Genomic DNA, 21,788 nt, shown 5'->3' with positions numbered 1-21,788 from the left:
ATGCAGCATCGGGAGGGAAGGGAGGGGGCCGGGTCAGAAGAGGAAGGGCAGGTTGCCCAGGCCCTCCGAGAGGACGCGGTAGCTGCTCGTGTGGCCGCCGCCCGTCGCGCCGTACCAGACCCGTCCACGACCGGAGGGCAGGACGGCGACGATGTCGTCCTGGTGGGTCGAGGAGCCGTTGACGTCACCGGGGACGAGCACGGTGCGGTACGTGTCCCAGCCGGTGCTCGTCGCGGCCGTCTGGCTCCACGAGGTGCCCTGCGAGGTCCAGGTGCGCATCCGGCCGCCGGAGGCGATGCCGCGCAGGTCGTCGCGGCCGTCGCCGTCGACGTCCTGGACGAGCTCGACGTTGGGGTAGTAGCGCGCCGGCCGACCCATCGAGCGAACCCGCTTGAGGGTGCCGGAGTCGCTCAGCTCGTAGTGGTCGACGTAGCCGCCGACCTTGCGGTTGACGACGTCGAGGCGGCCATTGCCGTCGACGTCGAGACCGGAGGCGATGTCGGTGTACGAGCCCCAGCCCGTGGCGATCGTCTTCAGCACGCCGAGCTGACCGGTGCTCGTCGCGTACATGAGCTGCAGCCGGCCGTCGCCACGGCGCACGAGCACGTCGGAGCGACCGTCCCTGTTGACGTCGCCGGCGTGGCCGAACCAGGTGGCGTCGGAGAGCGCGGACTTCACGAGGGTCTTGCCGCCGAAGTCGTCGCTGCCGTTGCCCTTCATGACGTAGACCCGGCCGGTGCCGGAGGTGCCCATGAGGTCGACCCTGCCGTCGCCGTCCAGGTCACCGCGTGGGCCCCGCTGCGCGGGCGGGGTGCTCGGCAGCAGCGAGAGCCGGTTCTTGTAGACGATGCGCGAGACGCCCTCGATCGTCGAGATCTGCGTGCCCATCGAGCCCGGGTCGTCGTGCGTCAGGACGCCGATCGTGTAGTCGGCGGAGCCGTAGTTCGACCAGCCGATGCTGTTGACGTGCCAGCCGTCGGTGCGCGGCAACCAGCCGTTCTTCAGGGCGACGGTCCCGGCGGGCGGGCCGGCGCTCACGCCCCAGTCCTGACTCGCGGTGACCTGGCGCATCTGGCTCAGGCCGTAGACCCGGTTGCTGTAGCTCAGGACCGACGACGGGCGGGCGTAGTGCTCCATGAGCCGGGCCTGGTCGAAGGCGGTCGTGCTCGTCAGCCCCCAGTGGTTGTACGGGTCGGCGTACGTCTGGGTCATGCCGAGCCGTGAGCCCGCGCGGTCGAGGCCGGCTCGGCCACCGATGTGGTCGAAGAGGGCCGTCGTCGCGTTGTTGTCGCTGTAGCGGATCATCGGGACGATCTTCGACTTCTCCCAGGAGGTGAGCCCGCGGCCGGCCTCCTGCGCCTTGATCATCACGGCGGACATGATCTGCACCTTGACGATGCTGGCAGTCACATTGCGCGACGAGGTCTTGGTGTAGGTCCACGAGCGGCCGGTGCCGGGCAGGCGGACGGCGACGCCGACGGCGCCCGGGCGGGAACCGAGGTAGCGACGCAGCTCGGACTCGAAGGGGAGCGCGGCCTGCGCGGCGGTCGTCGAGTCGACGCCCCGCGTGGCCTTGGCGACGGAGTCGTCGACGGTCACGGTGAAGGTCAGCGCGCCGGTCACGTCGCCCGTGGGCGCAGCCTTGGCGGCCTGGGCTCGGGGGAGGACCTCGTCGAGCGCCTCGTCGCGCGTGGGCTCCTGCACGGTGCAGGTGGTGCCCGTGCCGCTCGGCGCGACCGCGACCCGGTCGCCGTCGGCATCGGTGCCGGTGAAGCCCGGGCGGCCGACGACCCGGAGCGGTCCGCGCTCGATCTTCGCGGTGCCGCCGTCGGCGAGGTCACCGGTGACGGTCACCGTGTCGGCGCCGATGCCGTCGCAGATGACGTCGAGCTCGACCGGCTGGGGAGCGGTGACGTCCCCCGGCACGGCGGTCGCCGGGGCGGCGGCGAGCGCCACGGAGGTGCTGAGTGCGAGGGCCGTGAGGACGGCGCGGCGGTGCGACATGGTGGATCCCCCTGGGTGGCGGTGCGACGCGGACATCATCCCAGACGCAGGGGGGACGGGCCCGGTTGCGCCGCGCGGTTCAGGGACGGTGTCGCTGGTCCGCGGCGACCGCGTCGCAGAACCGGTCGACGTACCCGATGAAGGCGTCGAGGTCCTCGTCGCTCCAGTCGGCGAGCAGCTCGCCGAACCAGGCCTCGCGGCGGGCGACGAGGTCGTCGAGCAGGGCCGTGCCCTCCTGCGTGAGGGCCACGAGCTGGGCGCGGCCGTCGTCGGGGTCCGGGACCTTCTCCAGCAGCCCGAGGCCGACGAGGTGGCTCACCTGCCGGCTCACGGTCGAGGCGTCGGAGAGGTTGCGCTCGGCGATGTCGCCCACGCGGCTCGGAGCGTCGCGCACCGCGACGAGCACGGAGTGGTGGCTCGGCTCGACCGAGGGGTGCACGCGTGGAGCGCGGGCACGCGTCGCGTGCAGCATCCGCAGCATCCGGATGACGCTCAGGCTCAGCTGGCGTGGGGTGGTGGGCACCGGTCCTCCTCAGGTCGACGAAGGGGGCCCCGCGCACCGATGCGGGCGCCGGCCCCCTCGTTGCCTAGATTAGAGGGCATGTCGAGCACGTCGAGCACCCCCCGCAGCACCCCCGTCCCCCTGGTGGTCCTGGGGGTCGTGGCGGTCGCGGTGGTCCTCGCCGCGACGGTTTTCGGTGGCGGCGCGGCACCGCTCGAGCTCGGCGACCCCGGTCCCTTCGTGCGCTGGTCGCTGCCGGTGCTGCGGGTCGTCCACGACGCGGCCGCCGCGGTCACCGTCGGTGCCCTCGTGGTCGGTGCCTTCCTCGTGCCGGAGACGACGAGGACGGCCCGGCGCGAGACGCTCGCCCAGCTCGCGGGCGTGGCGGCGATCGTCTGGTTCCTCGCGGGCGTCGGGCGCCTGCTCACCGACTTCGCCTCGCTGGCCGGCATCCCCCTCACCGACCCGGCCTACGTCTCGCAGCTCACCGCCTTCGTCTGGGACCTCGACAGCACCCGCACGGCGGTCATCTCCTCGCTCCTCGTGGCCGTCGTGGCCCTCGCCGCCCCGCTGGCGAGGACGAAGGGGGCCCTGGCCTGGTGCGCCGGCGGCTCGGTCCTGGCGCTGCTGCCCCTCGCCCTGTCCGGGCACTCGTCGGCGAGCCTGGACCACATGAGCGGGGTCAACGCCCTCGCCTTCCACCTCGTCTCGGCGACCGTGTGGGTCGGCGGGCTCGTCGCGCTCCTCGTGGTCCGCCCTTCGCTCGGCTCGCACGTCGCGGTGACGGTCCGTCGGTACTCGAGCATCGCGGCGTGGTGCTTCGTCCTGCTCGTCGGCTCGGGCCTGCTCGCCGCGTGGATCAACATCGGTGACCTCAGCGGGCTCGCGTCGCGCTACGGGGTCCTCCTCGTCGCCAAGACCGTCGCGGCCGTCGTGCTCGGCGCCCTGGGCTGGTGGCACCGCAGCCGGACCATCGCCGTCCTGGAGGCGGGCGCGGAGGGGGTCGCCCCCTTCGTCCGGCTGGCCGTCGGCGAGGTCGCCGTCATGGCCGCTGCCATGGGTCTGGGCGTTGCGGTGGGCCGCACGCCGACTCCCGGCAGCGCGCCCACCGCTCCGGAGAACGCGATCGTCTACGACCTCAGCGGCTACCCGGACCCGGGGGCGCCGACCGGCTCGAGCTGGCTCACCGCCTGGCAGGTGGACTGGCTGTGGCTGGCCGTCGCGGCCATCGCGATCTTCGTCTACGTGCGCTGGGTCCTGCGGCTGCGCGCCCGCGGTGACCACTGGTCGACGCTGCGCACGCTCAGCTGGGTGGCCGGCTGGCTCGTCTTCGTCTACTTCACCTCGGGGGGGCCGGCCGTCTACGGCAAGCTCCTCTTCTCCTGGCACATGGTCGAGCACATGGGCGTGGCGATGATCGCCCCGCTGCTCATGGTGCCGGGGGCGCCGATCACCTTGGCGCTGCGCGCGCTGCCGGCTCGCAGGGACAAGACCCTCGGTCCCCGGGAGCTCGTCCTCGCGACCGTCCACTCGACCTACCTGCGGGTGCTCGCCAACCCGGCCGTCGCGGCCGCGCTCTTCTTCTTCAGCCTGGCGATCTTCTACTACAGCCCGCTCTTCGAGCTGGCGATGAGCACCCACACGGGCCACGTGCTGATGATGGTGCACTTCCTCGCGACCGGGTACATGTTCACCTGGGTGCTCATCGGCATCGACCCGGGGCCCAGGCGCTGGTCGCCCCTGGCGCTGCTCGTCGTCCTCTTCACGACGATCAGCTTCCACGCCTTCTTCGGCGTGATCCTCACGCAGTCCACGGAGCTGCTCGCGCCGGACTTCTTCGGCCGGCTCAACCTGCCGTGGATGGACGACCCGCTCGGCGACCAGCGCACCGGTGGGGCCATCGCGTGGGGCGTCGGCGAGGCGCCCACGCTCGTGCTCGCCGTCGCGGTCGCCTGGCAGTGGATGCGCAACGACGACAAGGAGACCCGTCGCCGGGACCGCACGGCAGACCGTGACGGCGACGCCGAGCTCGAGGCCTACAACGCGCGACTGGCCGAGCTCGGTCGTCAGGACTGAGCTCGGCCGGTCGGCGCCGTGGGGTGTGGGGTCAGCTGCAGCTGGTCCACTCGGCCTCGTTGCTCTTGGCCGCCCACGTGCTGTTGCCCTTGTAGATGGCGCGGTAGCGGTAGCAGGCGTTGGGCTTCACCGACGTGCTCCACGCGTAGTAGCCGTGGCCGTTGGTCTTGGTGTGACCGGCGTCGAACCAGTAGGTCCCGTAGGCCTGGCGGGCCTGGATGTAGACGTTGGCCGAGCGCAGCGGCCGGATCGAGCTCGACCACAGCTTGGTGAGACGCCCCCTGACCTGGGTGCCTCCGGTGGAGGTCTGGTAGAGCCGCACGCTCGTGCGCACCTTGGTGCCCGGCGTCGCGGTCTGGCGCTCCCAGTTGCTGTGGTCGCCGTCGTACCACGCGTTGCCCTTGTAGACGGCGCGGTAGGTCTTGGAGCGGTCGGGCTTGAGGTCCACGCGGAAGGCGCCGTCCGAGCTGGTCTCGGGACGGGCGATGGTCGTCCACGTGGAGGAGCCGACGTTGCGCGCCTGGAAGACGATGGAGCGGTTGGCGAGCGGTCGGTAGGTGTCGGTCTCGTAGACCTCGCCGCGGGCGACGAGCTTTTCGCCGATGCCGCTCCACAGCGGCTCGACGGTGATCGTCACCGTCGACGAACGCTTGGCGGAGGCCGCGGTCGTGGCCGCCGAGGCCTCGGTCCCGGCGTTCGCGGCGGTGGGGGCGAGCGAGAGGGCGAGGGCGGCCGTGGCGGTCAGGGACATCGCGCGGGTCGGGTGCATGAGGAGCTCCAAGGGTGTGGCGAGTGTGGCTGCTGTGACTCGCGGGGTCACAACCCCGAGTGTGCCCCCTTCCCCGCGTTACGCTGGACCGAAACGCCGAGGAGGGAGGTGCGCGATGGGTGGTGAGGCCGTGTTCTGGATCTTCGTCGTCGTGTTCAGTTTCGTCATGCTGGTCGCCTTCTTCCTCCTCGACCGTCCGCCCCGCAAGCGCAGCATCCCCACCAAGCTCTCGGTCCACACCGATCCTCGTGAGCCGCGTGGCCGTCATGACCCCGCCCCGCGGGTCGACGTCAGAGAGACCGACAGCCGGCTCTGAGCCGGAGACAAGAAGGAGCGCCACATGTACATCGGAGCCGGGATCTTCCTCCTGCTCGTCGGCCTGGTCATCGTCTTCGCCTACAACGGCGACATGACGGTCGTCGGCCTCGACCTCGGGGTCATCGGCTGGATCGCCATCGGTCTGGGCGTCCTCGCCATCATCCTCAGCCTCGTGCTCAACCGCAGTCGTCGCGAGACGGTCGTGCACGACGACCGTCGCTTCTGACGCACCGGGCACAGCCCGAAGGGGGCGCCCCGCCAGCTGGCGGGGCGCCCCCTTCGTCATGTGCCCATCCGGTCAGAAGGCCGACTCCGGCACGTCCATGAGGCTGTTGTCCGTCGCCTCGGCGATGGCCCTCTCGGAGGCCAGGCGCGGCAGGACGTTCTTGGCGAAGAAGCTCGCCGCGGCGATCTTGCCCGTGTAGAAGTCCTTGTCCTTGCCCTCCGCGCCGGCCTCGAGGGCCTCGGTGGCAACGGCGGCCTGGCGCAGCAGCAGCCAGCCGACGACGAGGTCGCCGGCGCCGAGCAGCAGACGCGAGGTGTTCTGGCCGACCTTGTAGATGTTGGTGATGTCCGAGCCCTCCTGCTTGGGGTCGGAGGCCATGAGCGCCTGGAACATCGCGCCGAGGATGCCCTGGACGTTTTCCAGGCCCTGGCCGAGCAGCTCGCGCTCGTGCTTGAGCGCACCGCCCTGCGCGTCGACGTCCTGGGCGAACTCCTGGATCTGCATCGCGAGGTGACCCAGCGCCTGGCCGTTGTCACGCACGATCTTGCGGAAGAAGAAGTCCTGACCCTGGATGGCCGTGGTGCCCTCGTAGAGGGTGTCGATCTTCGCGTCGCGGACGTACTGCTCGATCGGGTACTCCTGCAGGAAGCCGGAGCCACCGAAGGTCTGCAGCGACTCGGTGCCGAGGAGGGTCCAGGCCCGCTCGGAGCCCAGGCCCTTGACGATCGGCAGCAGCAGGTCGTTGACCCGGTTGGCCATCGCGGCGGGGGAGTCGTCGGCGATCTCCTCGACGCCCGTCGCGAGCTGCTCGACGTCGACGGTGTCCTGCTGGCTCGACGTGAGCGTGACGAGCGCCCGCAGGCCCTCGGCGTAGGCCTTCTGCAGCATGAGGCTGCGGCGCACGTCCGGGTGGTGGGTGATCGTCACACGCGGCGCGTCCTTGGCGGGCGTCGTCAGGTCGGCGCCCTGGACGCGCTCCTTGGCGTACTCGAGCGCGTTGAGGTAGCCGGTGGAGAGGGTGGCGATGGCCTTGGTGCCGACCATCATCCGGGCGTTCTCGATGACGCGGAACATCTGGGCGATGCCGTCGTGGACGTCGCCGAAGAGGGTGCCGACGGCGGCGTGCTTCTCGCCGAAGGTCACCTCGCAGGTCGTCGAGACCTTCAGGCCCATCTTCTTCTCGACGTTGGTGACGTAGACGCCGTTGCGCTCGCCCAACTCGCCGGTCTCGAGGTCGACGGCGTACTTGGTGAGGATGAAGAGGCTCAGGCCCTTGGTGCCCGGGCCGGCGCCCTCGGGGCGGGCGAGGACGAAGTGGACGACGTTGTCGGTCATGTCCGACTCGGCCGAGGTGATGAAGCGCTTGACGCCCTCGATGTTCCACGTGCCGTCGCCGTTGTCGGTGGCCTTGGTCCGCCCGGCGCCGACGTCCGAGCCGGCGTCGGGCTCGGTGAGCACCATGGTGCAGTGCCAGCCCTTCTCGGCAATCCACTTCGCGAGCTTCTTCTGCTCGTCGGTGCCGAGCAGGTAGAGCAGCTTGGCGAAGGAGTAGCTCGCGCCGAACATGCCGATGGCCGGGTTGGCGCCGAGGACGAGCTCGTTCATCGCCCAGCGCAGCGACGGGGGAGCGACGGTGCCGTCGAGCTCCTCGGGCAGGTCGAGCGACCAGAAGCCAGCGTCCTGGAAGGCCTTGTACGACTTCTTGAAGGACTCGGGCATCGCCACGGACGAGGTCTCGGGGTCGAAGACCGGGGGGTTGCGGTCGGCGTCGGCGAAGGACTCGGCGAGCTCGTTCTCGGCCAGACGCGCGTACTCCTTGAGCATCTCGCGCGCGGTGTCGGCGTCGACCGCCTCGTAGGGGCCCTGGCCCAGGACCTCGTCGCGACCGAAGACCTCGAAGAGGTTGAACTCGATGTCGCGCAGGTTGCTCTTGTAGTGACCCATCGGGGGTGACTCCTGGTCTGCTCGGGTGGGGTAAGCAAGCGCTTACCTCGGCTTTTCATCCATCTTCACCCGAGGTGCGAGCTGTGGCAAGCGGCGGTCGCGGTGACCTGACGCACACGAACGGGTAGCGTGCCGCGGGAACCGAGACCCGTGAGGGGGATCCGCATGTTCGTCTGGGCGTGGGCCGGTCCGGCCTTCCTGGCCGCGGGGGCCCTGCTCGTCCTCGCCGGCCTGCCCAAGGTCCTCGACCCGGGTGACCTCGTGCGCGCGCTGCGCTCCGTCGGGGCGCGGGTGCCCCCCTTCGTCGTCCGTGGGTTCGCCGCGGCCGAGGTGGTCGCCGGCGCGGCCGCCCTCGTCCTGCCCGGACGGTGGAGCGCGCTCGCCGTGGCCCTCCTGCACGCCGGCTTCACCGGGTTCGTCCTCCTCGCCCTGGCGAAGGGAGGAGTGCTCGCCTCGTGCGGGTGCTTCGGCCGGGCGGACACGCCCCCGACCCGCAGCCACGCCCTCGTCACCGGGCTGCTCGCGCTCGCCGCGCTCGCGGTCGCGGTGGCCCCGCCCGCCGCCCCGTGGTGGAGTGCGGGCATCGGCGGGCTCGCCGTGACCGTGGTGCTCGCCGTCCTCGTCGGCTTCCTCGCCTGGCAGGTCATCGCCGTCCTGCCCACCACGACCGCTGCCGCGATCCGCTCGACCCGGAAGGCCTGACCCCGTGAACCCGCTCCTGCTCACCCTCGTCATCGGCGAGCTCGTCGTCCTCGTGCTCCTGTCGGTGCTCGTCCTCGGGCTCCTGCGCAGCCACGCGCTCATCCTCAAGTCGCTCCACGACCTCGGCGCCGGCCTCGAGCTGGACCGCGCCGCGGAGGCGGCCACCGGCTCGCCCGGGCCCGTCCCCGTCGAGCTCGAGACGGGGGTCGTCGCGCGCGGCCGCGCCGACGGCGCCGGGGTCCCGGAGCTCGTCGGGACGCGCCTGGGTGGCGGCGACGAGCGTCGCGAGGACCTCTCCGGGCGCACCCTGCTCGCCTTCCTGACGACCGGGTGCAGCGTGTGCGCGAGCTTCTGGACCGAGTTCCGGCAGCCGGTCGACGTCCCGGGCGGCGGCCGCTTGCTCATCGTGACGAAGGGGGACGACGAGGAGTCTCCGTCCGCCCTCGCCAAGGTCGCCCCGCCCCACCTCGACCTCGTGCGCTCCAGCACCGCGTGGGGCGACTTCGAGATCCCGGGCAGCCCGTACTTCGTCTACGTCGAGGGTGGACGCGTGCTCGGGGAGGGCTCCGCGACGACATGGGCCCAGGTGAGCGACCTCATGGCCCAGGCCGTGGCGGACGACGAGCAGCGGGCGGGTGCGAACGAGGGTTTCGTCGACCGGGGCGACCGGGACCACCCGGCGTCGGTCGACGCCGAGCTGCTGGCGGCCGGGATCGGCCCGGACCACCCCAGCCTGCGGCCGGAGCCGCTGGCGGGGCGCGGGGGCGAGCCGGGGCGGGGCGCCGACCCCAGATGACGCCCGTCCTCCTCGGGCTGGCCCTCGGCGTGCCGATGGCGGTCGTCGCCGCCATCCGCGCCACGTGGTCGCCTTGAGGCGAGTCGATGCTCTCGAGCATCACCCCGCTCGGTGAGCGGGGACGTGGAGCGAGCTGGACGCGCACGGCCGCGGCGTACCTCGTGGGCTCGGTGCTCGCGGCCGGCCTCGTGGGGGCGCTGCTGGGCCTCGTGGGCTCCCTCGTGCCCGACGGCGCGCGGGGGTCGGCGCCGGTGCTCGGCGGGTTCGCGCTGCTGCTGGTCGTGGGGCTCGTGCTCGACGTGCGCTCGGGTGGGCACGGCGTGCCCTCGTGGCGGCGGCAGGTCGAGCGCGAGTGGATCGGGCGCTACCGCGGCTGGGTGACCGGGCTGGGCTTCGGCGTGCAGCTCGGGCTGGGCTTCGTCACGATCATCACGAGCACGACGACCTACGCCGTCTTCTTCGCCGAGCTCCTCGCCGGGCGGTGGTGGGCCGGCGCGCTCATCGGGCTTGTCTTCGGGCTCGTGCGCTCGCTCCCGCTCGCGCTGGTGCGCCGCGTGGACTCGCCGCAGGACCTGCACGACGTCTTCGGCGTACTCGGCCGCTGGGAGGCCCCGGCCGCTAGGGTGGCGTGGACCACACTGACCCTGGCCGCGCTGCTGTGCGCCGGCACGGCGGTCGGAGTCTGAAGGGGCGCGCATCACATGGCAGTGACGATCTCGGCGCAGGTGCCCACGGGGTGGCACGTGCGGGTGCGACGGCGGCCGCAGGTGCCCCTGCGCTCAGCTATGTCGGGGGCCGGTGACCACACCCGCCCGATCCTCCACGCGGCCTCGCGGCCGCTCCCGGCCGACCTCGGGGACTTCGGGGGCGAGCTCATCGACGTCCTCGGCCCGGACGACGGCTTCGTCGCGCTCATCGACCACGGTCCGGAGGTCGCGGGGACGGGGCTCTTCGCCCGGCAGGGGCGCCCGGTCGTCTCGCCCTCGCAGTTCGCCGCCAACCGGCTGGCCAGGTACGTGCCCGGCCGCAGCGCCGGCCAGTGGTTCTTCAGCGAAGGGGGCCACGGCTTCTGCCTCTACGCCGTCACCGGGGCGCACTCGCGCCGGATGGCGGTCGTGCCGCGCATCGCGCGGGTCGTCGCCGGCATCAGGGTCTCCGGGGCCGGGACCGTGGAGGGGGTCCGATGAGCAGGGGGTCGTGGACCGCGCGCCTCGTCGACTCGATCGCCGGACGCCTGCCGGAGGTGTCCCGGCGCGACGTCCTCGTCGGCTCCGCGGTCGCCGGGTCGGCCCTCGTCGTCGACCCCAAGGCCTACGCCCTTCGCCCCGTCTCGGCCTACGCGACCGTCTGCGGCCCCGGCAGCACGGCCTCCTCCGGCTGGACGGTCTTCTGCGCGACGATCAACAAGGGGGCGAACGCCTGCCCGCCCGGCAGCTTCGCGGCCGGCTGGTGGAAGGCCGCCGGCTCCTCGTGGTGCGGCGGCAGGTACCGGTACATCGTCGACTGCAACGCGACCTGCTCGCGGTGCACCACCGGCTGCCGGGACCACATCTGCGACTCCCGCTGCTGGTCCTGCAGCTGCGGCACCGGCTCGAGCGCGACGTGCGACCAGCGCCGGATCTGCTGCAACGCCTTCCGCTACGGGCAGTGCAACACGCACGTCTCGTGCAGCGGCGGCGTCCACTGCCGCGTCGTCAGCTGCACGCCGCCCTATCAGTGGGAGAACTGCACGACGACCTCCCTCGTCGACAACCGCACCTCCGAGCACTCGACCTCGCTCCTGCCCAAGTGGGGCGCGATCTCCTCGCGGTACTACGCCATGGGGGAGCAGCGCTCCCACCTCGGCCACTCCATGGGTCCCGTGCGCTCCGTCGGGGACGGTGTCGGCACCTACGTGCGGTACTCGAACGGTCGCATCTACCACTCGACCCGGGTCAAGCGGGCGATCCCGATCCGCAAGGGCGTCGTGGACGTGCTCGTCTCCCAGGGCTCGGTCAAGGGGCGCCTCGGCTACCCGTTGGGCCTGGAGTACCTCTCGAAGTCCGGGGGACTGACCCAGCGGTTCGAGAAGGGCGCGGTCGCCGGGCCCTCGCTCGGCACGCTCTACGCGGTGTACGCCGGGGCCTGGACGATCTGGGAGGACACCGGCCGCACCTCGGGCGAGCTGGGCTACCCGACGTCCAACCGCAGGACGGTCTCGTCCGGGTGGGTGCAGCACTTCCAGCGCGGCGCGATCAGCCAGCGTGGCAGCGCCCGGGGGGTGCACGTCTCCGGCGAGTTCGCCAGGGCCTGGCGCCGGCACGGCGCGGAGAGCGGCGTGCTCGTGCTGCCCGTGGCCGTCGCGGCCAAGACCCTGCGCGGCAGCCGCCAACGTTTCGCCGGCGGCCAGCTCTGGCGCCTGGGGTCGGGCACGCCTCGCCTCGTCACCACCGCGATGCTCGACGCGTGGGTGGCGAAGGGGGGACACTCCGGCCCCTACGGCTACCCGACCTCCGACACGACCCGCCGCTCCGATGGTCGGTGGTCGTGCACCTTCGAGGGCGGGACGATCGTCATCTGAGGTCGGGTCCGCGCGGACCCGACCGCCGCTCCGGCCACCGCTCCCGGAGGAGCTTGCGCAGCAAACGTCTCGAAGGGACGACTGGTGTCCGTAGCCCTGCATCGGTGGGTTAGCATGGCCGCTGCGCCTCGCGCGCCGGTGTAGCTCAATGGTAGAGCGCCAGCTTCCCAAGCTGGACACGCGGGTTCGATTCCCGTCACCGGCTCTCTTCTCTCCCTTTTCTCCTGTCCTGCGACGGCTAACCTGACCCCCGTGACTGAGGCGGCCCCGGGCGACGACGGCGAGCCCGTCGGCGACGACGCAGCGCCCCGCGGGCTCGACGCCCTGGCGGCGGACCTGCGCGAGCTGCGCCATCACGCAGGGAACCCCTCCTACGCAGAGATCGCCCTGCGCATCGACCGCGTACGAGGCGAGCGCGGGATACCTGCTGGCAGCGCGCGACCCGGACGGACGACCGTGTACGACGCCTTCCGGTCCGGTCGGCGCCGCCTCGACGTGAACCTCCTGCGCGACATCGTCCGGGCACTGGGCGGCACGGAGGACGACGTCGAGGCGTGGACGCAGCGCCACCACGACCTGAGCGTGGAGCCGGCGCCGGTGCGCGAGCCCGCCCCGGAGGAGCCGGAGCCGGGGGAGGGCGTGCCGGAGCCCGCGCCGGAGGCGGAGGCCGCGCCCGCGGCTGCGAAGGGCGATGAGCCGCCGGCCCCTCGACCGCGGCTGCCCCTGCCGGTGCGCCGGCTGGTCGCGGTCCTCGTGGGATGCGTCGTGCTCAACCTGCTGGGTCGGCTCCTCGTCGACACCCTGCACCTGCCGCTCTACCTCGACATGATGGGCACGGCCGTCTCCGCGCTCGCTCTCGGGCCGTGGTGGGGCGCGCTCGTGGGGGTGAGCACCAATGTCCTCGGCGAGGCCGGCTCCCCACCGGGGGTCTCGTCCGCCTTCACGCTGGTCAACGTCGCGGGCGCCTTGGTGTGGGGGTACGGCGCGCGCCGGTTCGGCATGGCGCGGACCATGCCCCGGTTCTTCGTGCTCAACCTCGTCGCGGCGCTCGTCTGCACGCTCGTCGCGACCCCGACCCTGCTGGTGGTCTACGGCGGGTCGGTCGGTCACTCCGGCGACGAGCTCACCGAGCGCGTCCGGCTGGGCCTGCACAGCCTGCCGGCGGCCGTGCTCGTGATGAACCTGCTGACCTCGGTCCTCGACAAGCTGGTCTCGGGATTCATCGGGCTGACGACGGCCGACGCGATCGCGGGCCCCGAGTGGCGCGGTGATGACCCGTCCCGTCCTCCGGACGGGTCATCACCGGACGTCGTCCGTTCGCCGCGCGTCGGCGAACGGATCCTCCCCCCGGAGGTCACTGGCAGTGCCTGATCGGCGTCCCTCACCGTCCGTGATCGAGGATGCGGCACACGCGGCGCCCGGAGCGACCACTCCGAACAATCCCGAACACCGCCGACCGCAGTTTCCGTCCGAGGAACACCGAGCCCGTGGACGTCGGGGGCGACCTACCTTCGCCCCATGCCAGCACCCGAACCCGTGACCGGTACCGCCCGCACGAACGGAGGGTCGGGACCCGCGCTGCGGCAGCCTTTCCTCGGTCTCCTCGTCCTGGTGGGCGTCGTCATCGTCTCCCTCGGCCTCATCGCGACGCTCGAATGGCCGACCTTCCGTGACTCGGTCTCCTACTACCTCGTCTGCGCGGTGCCGACGCTCTTCGTTGTCGGGCCCTTCTGGCGGGGAGAGCACCCGCGGGCGCTCACCCGCCTGGCGCAGCCCTGGCGTGGCCTCGCACTGACCGGACTCGCCCTCGTGGTCGCGGCCATCGTGGCCGTCGTGGTCAACGTCGTGCTCGGGGAGGGGCGGACACCCCCTTCGCCCAACGTCGCCCACATCGTCATCATGGCGGTGCCGTTCACCTTCCTCTTCGCGGTGGTGTGGGACGGGTGGCCCTTCCGGCGGATGGGCCACCAGGTCCTGGCGGGCCTCGCGCTCCAGCTGGCCGCCTACCTCGTCGCCGTCGCCGCCTACCTGGCCCTGGCCAGCTACGACTCCTTCAAGGCCGGGCCCGCCTACGTCGCGGCCATCGACCCCGGTGGGCCCTTCGACGCCTGGGCGCTGATGACCTTCGTCGTCACGACCATGGCCGTGGCGCTGCTCCTGCTGCACCTGGACCTCTGGCCGCTCGCCGGCACCCCGGCGCTCGCGGGTGGGGCGCGACGCGCGGGAGCGCTGACGGCGGTCATCCTGGTGGTCAGTGCCCTCGCGATGTGGCTGGGGACCGGTGTCGGGGGCCTGGACCCGCCGACCTTCCTCGTCGGGGTCGCCATCCCCTTCATCTTCGGCTCGATCGTCGTGCTCAACGTCTTCGAGGGGGCTCTGCCTCTGCCCGGTGCACAGCCCGTGCGAGGCCTCGCCTCCGCCGTCCTTGCGGCCGTGATCGGACTGGTGCTGGCAGGCCTGTACGCCGTCCTCGCCACGCGGGTGTCAGGAGATGTGCCCTTCGGTGGCCCCGGGTACCAGGGCGAGGTCTGGCTCGCCTCGGCGCTGCTCGCGGTGACCTTCCCCCTCCTGTCGGTGGTCATCGACTGCTTCGGGTTCTGGCCTGCGCGGCGCGCGGTCGCCGACGCAGTCCGAGACCGCTGACGGCGCTGCCGTCGTCGTTCCTCTATAGGGTCGGGCCATGCTGCTCTCCGACAGGGACATCCGCGCCGAGGTCGACGGCGGGCGGGTCGTCCTCGACCCCTGGGACCCGACGATGGTCCAGCCCAGCAGCGTCGACGTGCGGCTGGACAAGTACTTCCGTCTCTTCGACAACCACAAGTACCCGGTCATCGACCCGGCGGCCGACCAGCCCGACCTCACCCGGCTGATCGAGGTCGAGCCGGACGAGGGCTTCGTGCTGCACCCCGGCGAGTTCGTGCTCGGCTCGACCTACGAGACCGTGACGCTGCCCGACGACCTCGCCGCCCGTGTCGAGGGCAAGTCCTCGCTCGGGCGCCTCGGCCTCCTGACCCACGCGACGGCCGGCTTCGTCGACCCCGGCTTCTCCGGGCACGTGACCCTCGAGCTCAGCAACGTGGCCACCCTGCCCATCCGGCTGTGGCCGGGGATGAAGATCGGCCAGCTGTGCTTCTTCCGCCTCTCCTCGCCCGCGGAGCACCCGTACGGCTCGGGCCCGTACGGCTCGCACTACCAGGGGCAGCGGGGGCCGACGGCGAGCCGGTCCTTCGCGAACTTCCACCGCACGGACATCTGACCCTTCGAGACGGTCGCTGCGCGACCTCCTCAGGGAGCGGTGGGGGCCTCGCTGCGCGACCTCCTCACGGAGCGGTGGGGGCCTCGCTGCGCGCCCTCCTCAGGGAGCGGTGGGGGCCTCGCGGCGCGACCTCCTCAGGGAGCGGTGGACCCTCGCTGCCCGCCCTCCTCAGGGGGCGGTGGGGGCCTCGCTGCGCGACCTCCTCACGGAGCGGTGGGGGCCTCGCTGCGCGACCTCCTCAGGGAGCGGTGGAACCTCGCTGCACGACCTCCTCAGGGGGCGGTGGGGGCCTCGCTGCGCGACCTCCTCAGGGAGCGGTGGGGGCCTCGCTGCGCGACCTCCTCAGGGGGCGGTGGGGGCCTCGCTGCGCGACCTCCTCCGGGAGCGGTGGAACCTCGCTGCACGACCTCCTCCGGGGGCGGTGGGGGCCTCGCTGCGCGACCTCCTCCGGGAGCGGTGGGGGCCTCGCTGCGCGACCTCCTCAGGGAGCGGTGGGGGCCTCGCTGCGCGACCTCCTCACGTGACTCGTGAGTAACCTCGGGGGATGAGCACCCAGAGCCGCGTCCCCGCCCATGACGAGCTCCGTGAGGAGCACGACTCCCGGCGCGTCAGCGCCTTCGCCGACGACGCGCTCGCGAGCCTGGACGCGACGGGCGTCGCGGAGGCGATCCGCCACGGAGAGATCAGCGCCACCGAGGCCGTCGAGGCGGCCATCGCGCGCGTGCAGGAGGTCGACCCCGTCCTCGGGGCGACGACGGTGGACGACTTCGAGCGGGCCCGCCGTCGGGCCGGCCACCTGCCGCGGGGGACGCGGGCTCCCTTCGCCGGTGTGCCGACGGCCATCAAGGACAACGTCAACGTCGCGGGTCTGCCGATGAGCCAGGGCTCCGACGCGCTGCCGACCGCGCCGCGGACCGCGGACGGCGCCTTCGTGCGCCAGCTCCTCTCCACCGGCGTCATCCCGGTCGCGACGACGACCTGTCCTCCCTTCGGCTGGACCGCGACGACCGAGCGCCCCGGCGGTCGCGTCACCCGCAACCCCTGGGCGACCGGCTACTCCTCGGGTGGGTCCTCCGGTGGCGCGGCCGCGCTCGTCGCCTCGGGCGCGCTGCCCATCGCCCACGGCAACGACGGTGGCGGCTCGATCCGCATCCCCGCGGCCGTGTGCGGCCTCGTCGGACTCAAGGTCACCCGCGGCCGCCTCCTCGGCGACCCGACGACCGACCAGCTGCCGGTCGGCATCGTCGTCAACGGCGTGCTCACGCGCACCGTCCGCGACACCGCGACCTTCCTCGCGGCCGCCGAGAGCCACCAGCCGGCACGCCGGCTCCCCGCCGTCGGTCTCGTCGAGGGGCCGGGCGCGCGCCGCCTGCGCGTCGGGATGATGCTGGACTCCCCGCTCGCCCCGGCGACCGACCCGCAGACCCGCGATGCCGTCGCAGGCGTCGCCCGCCTGCTCGACGGCCTCGGCCACGACGTCGACCCCGACACCCCGGTGCCGGTGCCGGAGTTCTTCAGGACCGACTTCCAGGACTACTGGGCGCTGCTCGCCCTCGCCTCGTCCGCGCGGGGGACGAAGCTCTACGGCGAAGGGTTCGACCCCGGGCGCCTCGACATGTTCACCCGGGGCCTCGCCGCCCGCGCCAAGCGGCGCCTGCACCGCGCGCCGCTCTACCTCGCCCGCCTCGCGCTGACCGGTCCGGCGTCGGCGCGGCTCTTCCCCGCGGACGCGGACGTCGTCCTCACGCCGACCCTGGTCCACACCACGCCGCGGATCGGGTACCTCTCCGGCGACCTGGACTTCGACACGCACATGGGGCGCCTGCTCGAGTACGTCGGGTTCACCCCGATCCACAACGCCAACGGCCAGCCGTCGATCTCGCTGCCGCTCGGCCGGACGGACGACGGGCGCCCGATCGGCGTCATGTTCTCCGCCCGCGCGGGCCAGGAGCGGCTGCTCCTCGAGCTGGCCTTCGAGCTGGAGGCCGCAGCCCCCTTCGCCCGCATCGACGGTCAGGGGTAGCTCGGCCCGTGCCTGCCGGCGTGGCCGCGTGTGCTTGGGTGACGACCATGGCTGACTTCACCCCCGGGACCACCGGCACCGACGAGGTGCTCTTCGCCGTCGACGGATCACTGGGGCGGGTGCTGCTCAACCGCCCCCGGGCGATCAACGCCCTCACCCGCGAGATGGTCGTCGCGATGCAGACGCGCCTCGCCGCCTGGGCGGATGACGACGCCGTGACGGCCATCAGCCTCGAGGGCGCCGGCGAGCGGGGGTTCTGCGCCGGTGGCGACGTGCGGGCGGTCCGCGAGGCGCACCTCACGGGCACGTCCGGGGGAGTGGACTTCTGGGCCGACGAGTACGCGCTCGACGCGCAGATCGCCGAGTACCCCAAGCCGGTCGTCGCCGTCATGGACGGCATCGTCATGGGCGGTGGGCTGGGCCTGTCCATGTTCGCCACCGCCCGCTGGACGACCGAACGCTCGAGGATCGCCATGCCCGAGACGATCATCGGCTTCTTCCCCGACGTCGCCGCGACCTACCTGCTCTCCCGCGCGCCGGGTGAGGTCGGGACGCACATGGCGCTCACCGGCGCGACGGTCACCGGTGCCGACGCCGTGCACGTCGGCCTCGCCGACGCGGTCGTCGACCACACCCGCCTGCCCGAGCTCATCGCCGCCGTCGCCGGGGGAGGGCCGATCGAGCCGGTCCCCGCTGGTGCCATGACGAAGGGGGGCGACCTCGCCTCCTCGCACGGCTGGGTCGACGAGTGCTACGCCGGCGACGACGCCGCGGTGATCCTGGCGCGCCTGCGCGAGCACGCCGACCCGGCTGCCCGTGCGGCGGCCGAGGAGATCTCCCTTCGCTCACCCCTGTCGGTGGCTGTGACGCTCGCGGCGCTCCGCAGGGCGGCCACGGCGGGGTCCGTGCGCGAGGTGCTCGAGGCGGACACCCGGATCAGCCGCGGGCTGCTCGCCCGGGCGGACTTCGTCGAGGGGGTCCGGGCGCTGCTCGTCGACAAGGACCGGCAGCCACGCTGGGAGCACGCGGACGTGGATGAGGTCACGCGCAGCGAGGTGATGTCGGTGCTCGAGGGTTAGGTTGATCCAGACCACGGTGGACCGAGGACAGGCAGTCCCGATGATCAGGCTCGACGGCGTCACGAAGCAGTACCCCGACGGCACGGTCGCCGTCGACGACCTCAGCCTCACCGCGCCCGACCGCGCCATCACCGTCCTGGTCGGTCCCTCGGGCTGCGGCAAGACGACCACGCTGCGGATGATCAACCGGATGATCGAGCCGACCTCCGGGTCAGTCACCATCGACGGGCAGGACGTGCTCGCGATGGACGCGGCCGAGCTGCGGCGCGGGATCGGGTACGTCATCCAGCACGGTGGGCTCTTCCCGCACCACACCATCGAGCGCAATGTCGCGGCGGTGCCGCTCCTCCTCGGGGTCGGCAAGCGCGAGGCGATCTCGCGGGCTCGCGAGCTGCTCGAGCTCGTCGGCCTCGACCCGGCTCTCGGCCGGCGCTACCCGACCCAGCTCTCCGGCGGCCAGCAGCAGCGCGTCGGCGTCGCCCGCGCGCTCGCCGCGGACCCGCCGGTGATGCTCATGGACGAGCCCTTCTCCGCGGTCGACCCGGTCGTGCGGGAGCAGCTGCAGGACGAGTTCCTGCGCCTGCAGGCAGAGCTCGGCAAGACGATCGTCATGGTCACCCACGACATCGACGAGGCGATCAAGCTCGGCGACCACGTCGCGGTGCTCCAGGTCGGCGGTCGGATCGCCCAGCTCGCGCGCCCCGCGGAGCTGCTCGCCCACCCTGCCGACGGGTTCGTCGCCGACTTCCTCGGTCGGGACCGCGGGTACCGGGCCCTGGGCTTCGAGCACGCGCGGATCCCCGCGCACGACGAGACGACGATCGTGCTGGGCGCGCCGGTCGCAGAGGCCGCCGCCGCGGCCGGCCCCGACGGCTGGGTCCTCGTCGTGGACGGGCAGCGGCACCCGCAAGGCTGGGCCCGACCGGCCGACCTCACCGGGCACGCCACCGTCGAGGCGGACGGGCTGTCCCTCGGTGGCACGCTCGCCCGGCTCGACGGGCCGCTCCGTGCTGCGCTCGACGCGGCCCTGTCCTCGCCCAGCCGCCGCGGCGTGGTCGTCGACGGCGACGGCGCGCTCGTCGGCACCTGCCGGGCGACCGAGGTCCTCTCGGTCATCGAGTCCCGGGAGCGGCCGCGCGACCCGGGTGCGGTCGCATGAGCTGGATCCTCGACCACCTCGACGACATCCTGTCGTTGACGTTGCGGCACACGTGGCTCGCCGGGGTGCCGCTCGTGGTCGGGCTGCTGGTCTCCCTTCCGCTCGGGTGGCTGGCCAACCGGCACCGCCGCATCCGCGGGGCAGTCATCGTCTCCGCCGGGCTGCTCTACACGGTGCCCTCGCTGGCGCTCTTCGTCCTGATGCCCCTCGTGCTCGGCACCGGCATCCTCGACCCGGTCAACGTCGTCGTCGCGATGACGATCTACACCGTGGCGCTGCTCGTGCGCTCGGTCGTCGACGGGCTCGGGTCGGTGCCCGAGGAGGTCGCCCGATCGGCCACGGCGATGGGGTACACGCCGGTCCGGCGGTTCTTCGGTGTCGACCTGCCGCTCGCCGTCCCCGTCATCGCCGCCGGCCTGAGGGTCGCGGCGGTGAGCAACGTGTCGATCGTGTCGATCGCCTCGCTCATCGGCGTCAGCCAGCTCGGAGACCTGCTCGTCGACGGGTACAACCGCGCCATCGGTGGCGAGCTCGCCGCCGGGATCCTCGGCTGCGTGCTGCTCGCCCTCGTGCTGGACCTCGCGATCCGGGCCCTCGAACGGGTCCTCACGCCGTGGCGACGGGCCGGGCAGGGGGGCTCCGCATGATCGCCTCGATCCTCGACTGGCTGACGAGCGGCGCCACCTGGTCCGGGGCCGACGGCATCGGCGCGCGGCTCCTCGAGCACACCGGCTACACGCTCATCGTGCTGCTCATCGCGGCGGCCATCGCGATCCCGGTCGGCCTGTGGATCGGGCACACGGGCCGCGGCCGGTGGCTCGTCACCGCGGCCAACGCGGTGCGCGCGGTGCCGACGCTCGGTCTGCTCTTCGCGTTGACGCTCGTGCTCCTGCCGCGGCTGCCCGGAGACGCCGCCTTCCTCGTGCCGAGCGTCATCGTCCTCGTGCTGCTCGCGATCCCGGCGATCCTCTCGGGCGCCTATGCGGGTGTCGAGGCCGTGCCCCCGGCGGCGCGGGACGCGGCCAAGGGCATCGGCATGACCGGTCGGCAGGTGCTGTGGCAGGTCGAGCTGCCCATCGCGCTGCCGCTGCTCATCTCCGGCCTGCGCGCCGCCGTGCTCCAGGTCGTCGCGACCGCCACCGTCGCCGCCTACGTGGGGCTCGGCGGTCTCGGTCGCTTCCTCATCGACGGTCTCGCCGTCCAGGACTACGCGAGCACGGCGGGCGGCGCGATCCTCGTGGCGCTGCTCGCGCTGGCCCTCGACGCCCCCTTCGCGCTGCTCGAGCGTCTCGTGGTCTCGCCGGGACTCACCGGTCGATCCCGCCCCCTTCGATCCTCGTCACCCACCCGTACCGCACCCGCAGGAGGAACCCCATGACCCCCGTCCGAACCCCGCGCCGTCCGCTGCGCACCGCCGCGCTCGCCCTGACCATGGTCGGCGCGCTCGGCCTGTCCGCCTGCGGGGGCGGCAGCGACCCGCTCTCCAGCTCCTCGAGCTCCGACGCCGCAGGCGAGAGCGGTGGCGACGTCGTGGTCGGGTCCGCCGACTTCTCCGAGTCGACCCTGCTCGCGCACATCTACGCCGGCGCGCTCAAGGCCGACGGCGTCAACGCCTCGACCAAGACCGGCATCGGCTCTCGCGAGGTCTACCTCAAGGCGCTCGAGGAGGGCTCGGTCGACGTCATGCCCGAGTACACCGGTGCGCTCGCCCTGTACTACGACAAGACCTTCTCCGAGAGCGACCCGGACAAGGCGTACGACGCCCTCACCGAGGTGCTGCCCGAGGACCTCACCGTGCTGGAGAAGTCGGCCGCCGAGGACAAGGACGCCGTCGTCGTCACGAAGGAGACGGCCGAGTCCAAGGACCTCAAGACCCTCGAGGACCTGTCCGAGGTCGCCGGCGAGATGACCCTCGGCGCGCCGTCGGAGTTCAAGACCCGCATCCAGGGCGTCCCCGGTCTCAAGGACGAGTACGGCATCGAGTTCAAGTCCTTCCGGCCGCTCAAGCCGGGCCAGGCGACCAACGGCGCCCTGAAGAACGGGCAGGTCCAGGCAGCCAACATCTTCACGACCGATCCGACCATCGTGGAGAACGACTTCGTGGTCCTCGAGGACCCCAAGAACCTCTTCGGCTCCCAGAACGTCGTGCCGCTCGTCCGCGGCGAGGTCGAGGACCAGGTGGCGAAGACCCTCGACGAGGTGTCCGCGAAGCTCACGACCGAGAAGCTGCAGGAGATGCTCAAGAAGACCGACATCGACAAGGAGGACCCGGACCGGGTGGCCGCCGACTTCCTCGCCGAGGAGGGCCTCGACTGAAGACCAGCGGGTCTGGTGACGTAGGTCACGAACAGTGTGGGGAACATTTCGAGGACGT

At 72.4% G+C, this 21,788-nt stretch carries 21 protein-coding genes and 1 tRNA gene; 18 read left to right on the top strand and 4 right to left on the bottom strand.

Annotation, left to right across the window (positions count from 1 at the left end):
• Window positions 1–33 precede the first annotated feature (33 nt).
• Both ABC138_RS07505 and ABC138_RS07500 read right to left on the bottom strand, forming a co-directional pair.
• The gene (locus tag ABC138_RS07505) at window positions 34–2,004 is read right to left on the bottom strand and encodes an FG-GAP-like repeat-containing protein (protein WP_338537501.1); all 1,971 of its coding nucleotides are present in this window, start codon (window positions 2,002–2,004) and stop codon (window positions 34–36) included.
• Between the two features lie 79 nt (window positions 2,005–2,083).
• Window positions 2,084–2,527, bottom strand: coding sequence for a MarR family transcriptional regulator (locus ABC138_RS07500; RefSeq protein WP_068328915.1), 444 nt, complete (start codon window positions 2,525–2,527; stop codon window positions 2,084–2,086).
• A 78-nt stretch (window positions 2,528–2,605) separates the two neighbouring features.
• Between ABC138_RS07500 and ABC138_RS07495 the strand changes: the two genes are divergently transcribed.
• Entirely contained in the window at window positions 2,606–4,582 is a 1,977-nt protein-coding gene (locus ABC138_RS07495; RefSeq protein WP_338537502.1) for a cytochrome c oxidase assembly protein, read from the top strand.
• A gap of 31 nt (window positions 4,583–4,613) precedes the next feature.
• Here the strand turns inward: ABC138_RS07495 and ABC138_RS07490 are convergent, their stop codons facing one another.
• Window positions 4,614–5,351 carry a hypothetical protein gene (locus ABC138_RS07490; protein ID WP_338537503.1) on the bottom strand — a complete coding sequence of 246 codons (738 nt, stop codon included), beginning with the start codon at window positions 5,349–5,351 and terminating at the stop codon, window positions 4,614–4,616.
• A gap of 115 nt (window positions 5,352–5,466) precedes the next feature.
• Here ABC138_RS07490 and ABC138_RS07485 point away from each other — a divergent pair, with 115 nt between their 5' ends.
• Window positions 5,467–5,667 carry a hypothetical protein gene (locus ABC138_RS07485; RefSeq protein WP_345913148.1) on the top strand — a complete coding sequence of 67 codons (201 nt, stop codon included), beginning with the start codon at window positions 5,467–5,469 and terminating at the stop codon, window positions 5,665–5,667.
• A 24-nt stretch (window positions 5,668–5,691) separates the two neighbouring features.
• Window positions 5,692–5,895, top strand: a complete 204-nt coding sequence (locus tag ABC138_RS07480; protein ID WP_068328924.1) for a DUF6458 family protein — start codon at window positions 5,692–5,694, stop codon at window positions 5,893–5,895.
• A gap of 72 nt (window positions 5,896–5,967) precedes the next feature.
• Here the strand turns inward: ABC138_RS07480 and ABC138_RS07475 are convergent, their stop codons facing one another.
• A complete protein-coding gene (locus ABC138_RS07475; protein ID WP_068328931.1) occupies window positions 5,968–7,839 on the bottom strand; it encodes an acyl-CoA dehydrogenase in 1,872 nt (623 codons plus the stop codon).
• A gap of 165 nt (window positions 7,840–8,004) precedes the next feature.
• Between ABC138_RS07475 and ABC138_RS07470 the strand changes: the two genes are divergently transcribed.
• The 15 genes from ABC138_RS07470 to ABC138_RS07400 all read left to right on the top strand — a co-directional run bounded on the left by ABC138_RS07470 (window position 8,005) and on the right by ABC138_RS07400 (window position 21,730).
• Complete coding sequence (locus ABC138_RS07470; protein ID WP_345913147.1) at window positions 8,005–8,541, top strand: MauE/DoxX family redox-associated membrane protein; 537 nt, start codon at window positions 8,005–8,007, stop codon at window positions 8,539–8,541.
• A gap of 4 nt (window positions 8,542–8,545) precedes the next feature.
• On the top strand, window positions 8,546–9,337 hold the full coding sequence (locus ABC138_RS07465; RefSeq protein WP_345913146.1) for a hypothetical protein: 792 nt from the start codon (window positions 8,546–8,548) through the stop codon (window positions 9,335–9,337).
• A gap of 86 nt (window positions 9,338–9,423) precedes the next feature.
• Window positions 9,424–10,023, top strand: coding sequence for a hypothetical protein (locus ABC138_RS07460; protein WP_345913145.1), 600 nt, complete (start codon window positions 9,424–9,426; stop codon window positions 10,021–10,023).
• 15 nt (window positions 10,024–10,038) lie between these two features.
• Complete coding sequence (locus tag ABC138_RS07455; protein ID WP_345913144.1) at window positions 10,039–10,524, top strand: hypothetical protein; 486 nt, start codon at window positions 10,039–10,041, stop codon at window positions 10,522–10,524.
• Window positions 10,521–11,897, top strand: coding sequence for a hypothetical protein (locus ABC138_RS07450; RefSeq protein WP_345913142.1), 1,377 nt, complete (start codon window positions 10,521–10,523; stop codon window positions 11,895–11,897). The genes ABC138_RS07455 and ABC138_RS07450 overlap by 4 nt, the downstream gene beginning before the upstream one ends.
• Window positions 11,898–12,031: 134 nt before the next feature.
• A tRNA-Gly gene (locus tag ABC138_RS07445) sits at window positions 12,032–12,102 on the top strand.
• A 47-nt stretch (window positions 12,103–12,149) separates the two neighbouring features.
• Complete coding sequence (locus ABC138_RS07440) at window positions 12,150–13,268, top strand: ECF transporter S component (protein WP_345913141.1); 1,119 nt, start codon at window positions 12,150–12,152, stop codon at window positions 13,266–13,268.
• 147 nt (window positions 13,269–13,415) lie between these two features.
• Window positions 13,416–14,540, top strand: a complete 1,125-nt coding sequence (locus tag ABC138_RS07435; RefSeq protein WP_345913140.1) for a hypothetical protein — start codon at window positions 13,416–13,418, stop codon at window positions 14,538–14,540.
• A 37-nt stretch (window positions 14,541–14,577) separates the two neighbouring features.
• On the top strand, window positions 14,578–15,153 hold the full coding sequence (gene dcd / locus ABC138_RS07430) for a dCTP deaminase (RefSeq protein ID WP_345913139.1): 576 nt from the start codon (window positions 14,578–14,580) through the stop codon (window positions 15,151–15,153).
• A 544-nt stretch (window positions 15,154–15,697) separates the two neighbouring features.
• Window positions 15,698–17,176, top strand: coding sequence for an amidase (locus ABC138_RS07425; protein WP_345913138.1), 1,479 nt, complete (start codon window positions 15,698–15,700; stop codon window positions 17,174–17,176).
• A gap of 47 nt (window positions 17,177–17,223) precedes the next feature.
• Window positions 17,224–18,255: a 3-hydroxyisobutyryl-CoA hydrolase gene (locus tag ABC138_RS07420; RefSeq protein WP_068424249.1), complete on the top strand. Its 1,032-nt coding sequence runs from the start codon at window positions 17,224–17,226 to the stop codon at window positions 18,253–18,255.
• 40 nt (window positions 18,256–18,295) lie between these two features.
• On the top strand, window positions 18,296–19,414 hold the full coding sequence (locus ABC138_RS07415; RefSeq protein WP_345913137.1) for an ATP-binding cassette domain-containing protein: 1,119 nt from the start codon (window positions 18,296–18,298) through the stop codon (window positions 19,412–19,414).
• Window positions 19,411–20,061 carry an ABC transporter permease gene (locus ABC138_RS07410; RefSeq protein ID WP_068328976.1) on the top strand — a complete coding sequence of 217 codons (651 nt, stop codon included), beginning with the start codon at window positions 19,411–19,413 and terminating at the stop codon, window positions 20,059–20,061. The genes ABC138_RS07415 and ABC138_RS07410 overlap by 4 nt, the downstream gene beginning before the upstream one ends.
• Window positions 20,058–20,792 carry an ABC transporter permease subunit gene (locus ABC138_RS07405; protein WP_338537509.1) on the top strand — a complete coding sequence of 245 codons (735 nt, stop codon included), beginning with the start codon at window positions 20,058–20,060 and terminating at the stop codon, window positions 20,790–20,792. The genes ABC138_RS07410 and ABC138_RS07405 overlap by 4 nt, the downstream gene beginning before the upstream one ends.
• On the top strand, window positions 20,789–21,730 hold the full coding sequence (locus ABC138_RS07400; protein WP_345913136.1) for an ABC transporter substrate-binding protein: 942 nt from the start codon (window positions 20,789–20,791) through the stop codon (window positions 21,728–21,730). The genes ABC138_RS07405 and ABC138_RS07400 overlap by 4 nt, the downstream gene beginning before the upstream one ends.
• Window positions 21,731–21,788: the final 58 nt, after the last annotated feature.

The sequence above is a fragment of the Janibacter sp. LM genome (assembly GCF_039631275.1).
In the GTDB taxonomy this organism is placed as follows: Bacteria; Actinomycetota; Actinomycetes; order Actinomycetales; family Dermatophilaceae; genus Janibacter; species Janibacter terrae.
This window is presented reverse-complemented; position numbering and strand designations above follow the sequence as displayed.

Excerpts from the sequence above, each read along its gene's own strand:
- ABC138_RS07505 (WP_338537501.1), bottom strand. The coding sequence starts at position 2,004 with ATGTCGCACCGCCGCGCCGTCCTCACGGCCCTCGCACTCAGCACCTCC.
- ABC138_RS07495 (WP_338537502.1), top strand. The coding sequence starts at position 2,606 with ATGTCGAGCACGTCGAGCACCCCCCGCAGCACCCCCGTCCCCCTGGTG.
- ABC138_RS07490 (WP_338537503.1), bottom strand. The coding sequence starts at position 5,351 with ATGCACCCGACCCGCGCGATGTCCCTGACCGCCACGGCCGCCCTCGCC.
- ABC138_RS07485 (WP_345913148.1), top strand. The coding sequence starts at position 5,467 with ATGGGTGGTGAGGCCGTGTTCTGGATCTTCGTCGTCGTGTTCAGTTTC.
- ABC138_RS07480 (WP_068328924.1), top strand. The coding sequence starts at position 5,692 with ATGTACATCGGAGCCGGGATCTTCCTCCTGCTCGTCGGCCTGGTCATC.
- ABC138_RS07475 (WP_068328931.1), bottom strand. The coding sequence starts at position 7,839 with ATGGGTCACTACAAGAGCAACCTGCGCGACATCGAGTTCAACCTCTTC.
- ABC138_RS07470 (WP_345913147.1), top strand. The coding sequence starts at position 8,005 with ATGTTCGTCTGGGCGTGGGCCGGTCCGGCCTTCCTGGCCGCGGGGGCC.
- ABC138_RS07460 (WP_345913145.1), top strand. The coding sequence starts at position 9,424 with ATGCTCTCGAGCATCACCCCGCTCGGTGAGCGGGGACGTGGAGCGAGC.
- ABC138_RS07455 (WP_345913144.1), top strand. The coding sequence starts at position 10,039 with ATGGCAGTGACGATCTCGGCGCAGGTGCCCACGGGGTGGCACGTGCGG.
- ABC138_RS07450 (WP_345913142.1), top strand. The coding sequence starts at position 10,521 with ATGAGCAGGGGGTCGTGGACCGCGCGCCTCGTCGACTCGATCGCCGGA.
- ABC138_RS07435 (WP_345913140.1), top strand. The coding sequence starts at position 13,416 with ATGCCAGCACCCGAACCCGTGACCGGTACCGCCCGCACGAACGGAGGG.
- dcd (WP_345913139.1), top strand. The coding sequence starts at position 14,578 with ATGCTGCTCTCCGACAGGGACATCCGCGCCGAGGTCGACGGCGGGCGG.
- ABC138_RS07425 (WP_345913138.1), top strand. The coding sequence starts at position 15,698 with ATGAGCACCCAGAGCCGCGTCCCCGCCCATGACGAGCTCCGTGAGGAG.
- ABC138_RS07420 (WP_068424249.1), top strand. The coding sequence starts at position 17,224 with ATGGCTGACTTCACCCCCGGGACCACCGGCACCGACGAGGTGCTCTTC.
- ABC138_RS07415 (WP_345913137.1), top strand. The coding sequence starts at position 18,296 with ATGATCAGGCTCGACGGCGTCACGAAGCAGTACCCCGACGGCACGGTC.
- ABC138_RS07410 (WP_068328976.1), top strand. The coding sequence starts at position 19,411 with ATGAGCTGGATCCTCGACCACCTCGACGACATCCTGTCGTTGACGTTG.
- ABC138_RS07405 (WP_338537509.1), top strand. The coding sequence starts at position 20,058 with ATGATCGCCTCGATCCTCGACTGGCTGACGAGCGGCGCCACCTGGTCC.
- ABC138_RS07400 (WP_345913136.1), top strand. The coding sequence starts at position 20,789 with ATGACCCCCGTCCGAACCCCGCGCCGTCCGCTGCGCACCGCCGCGCTC.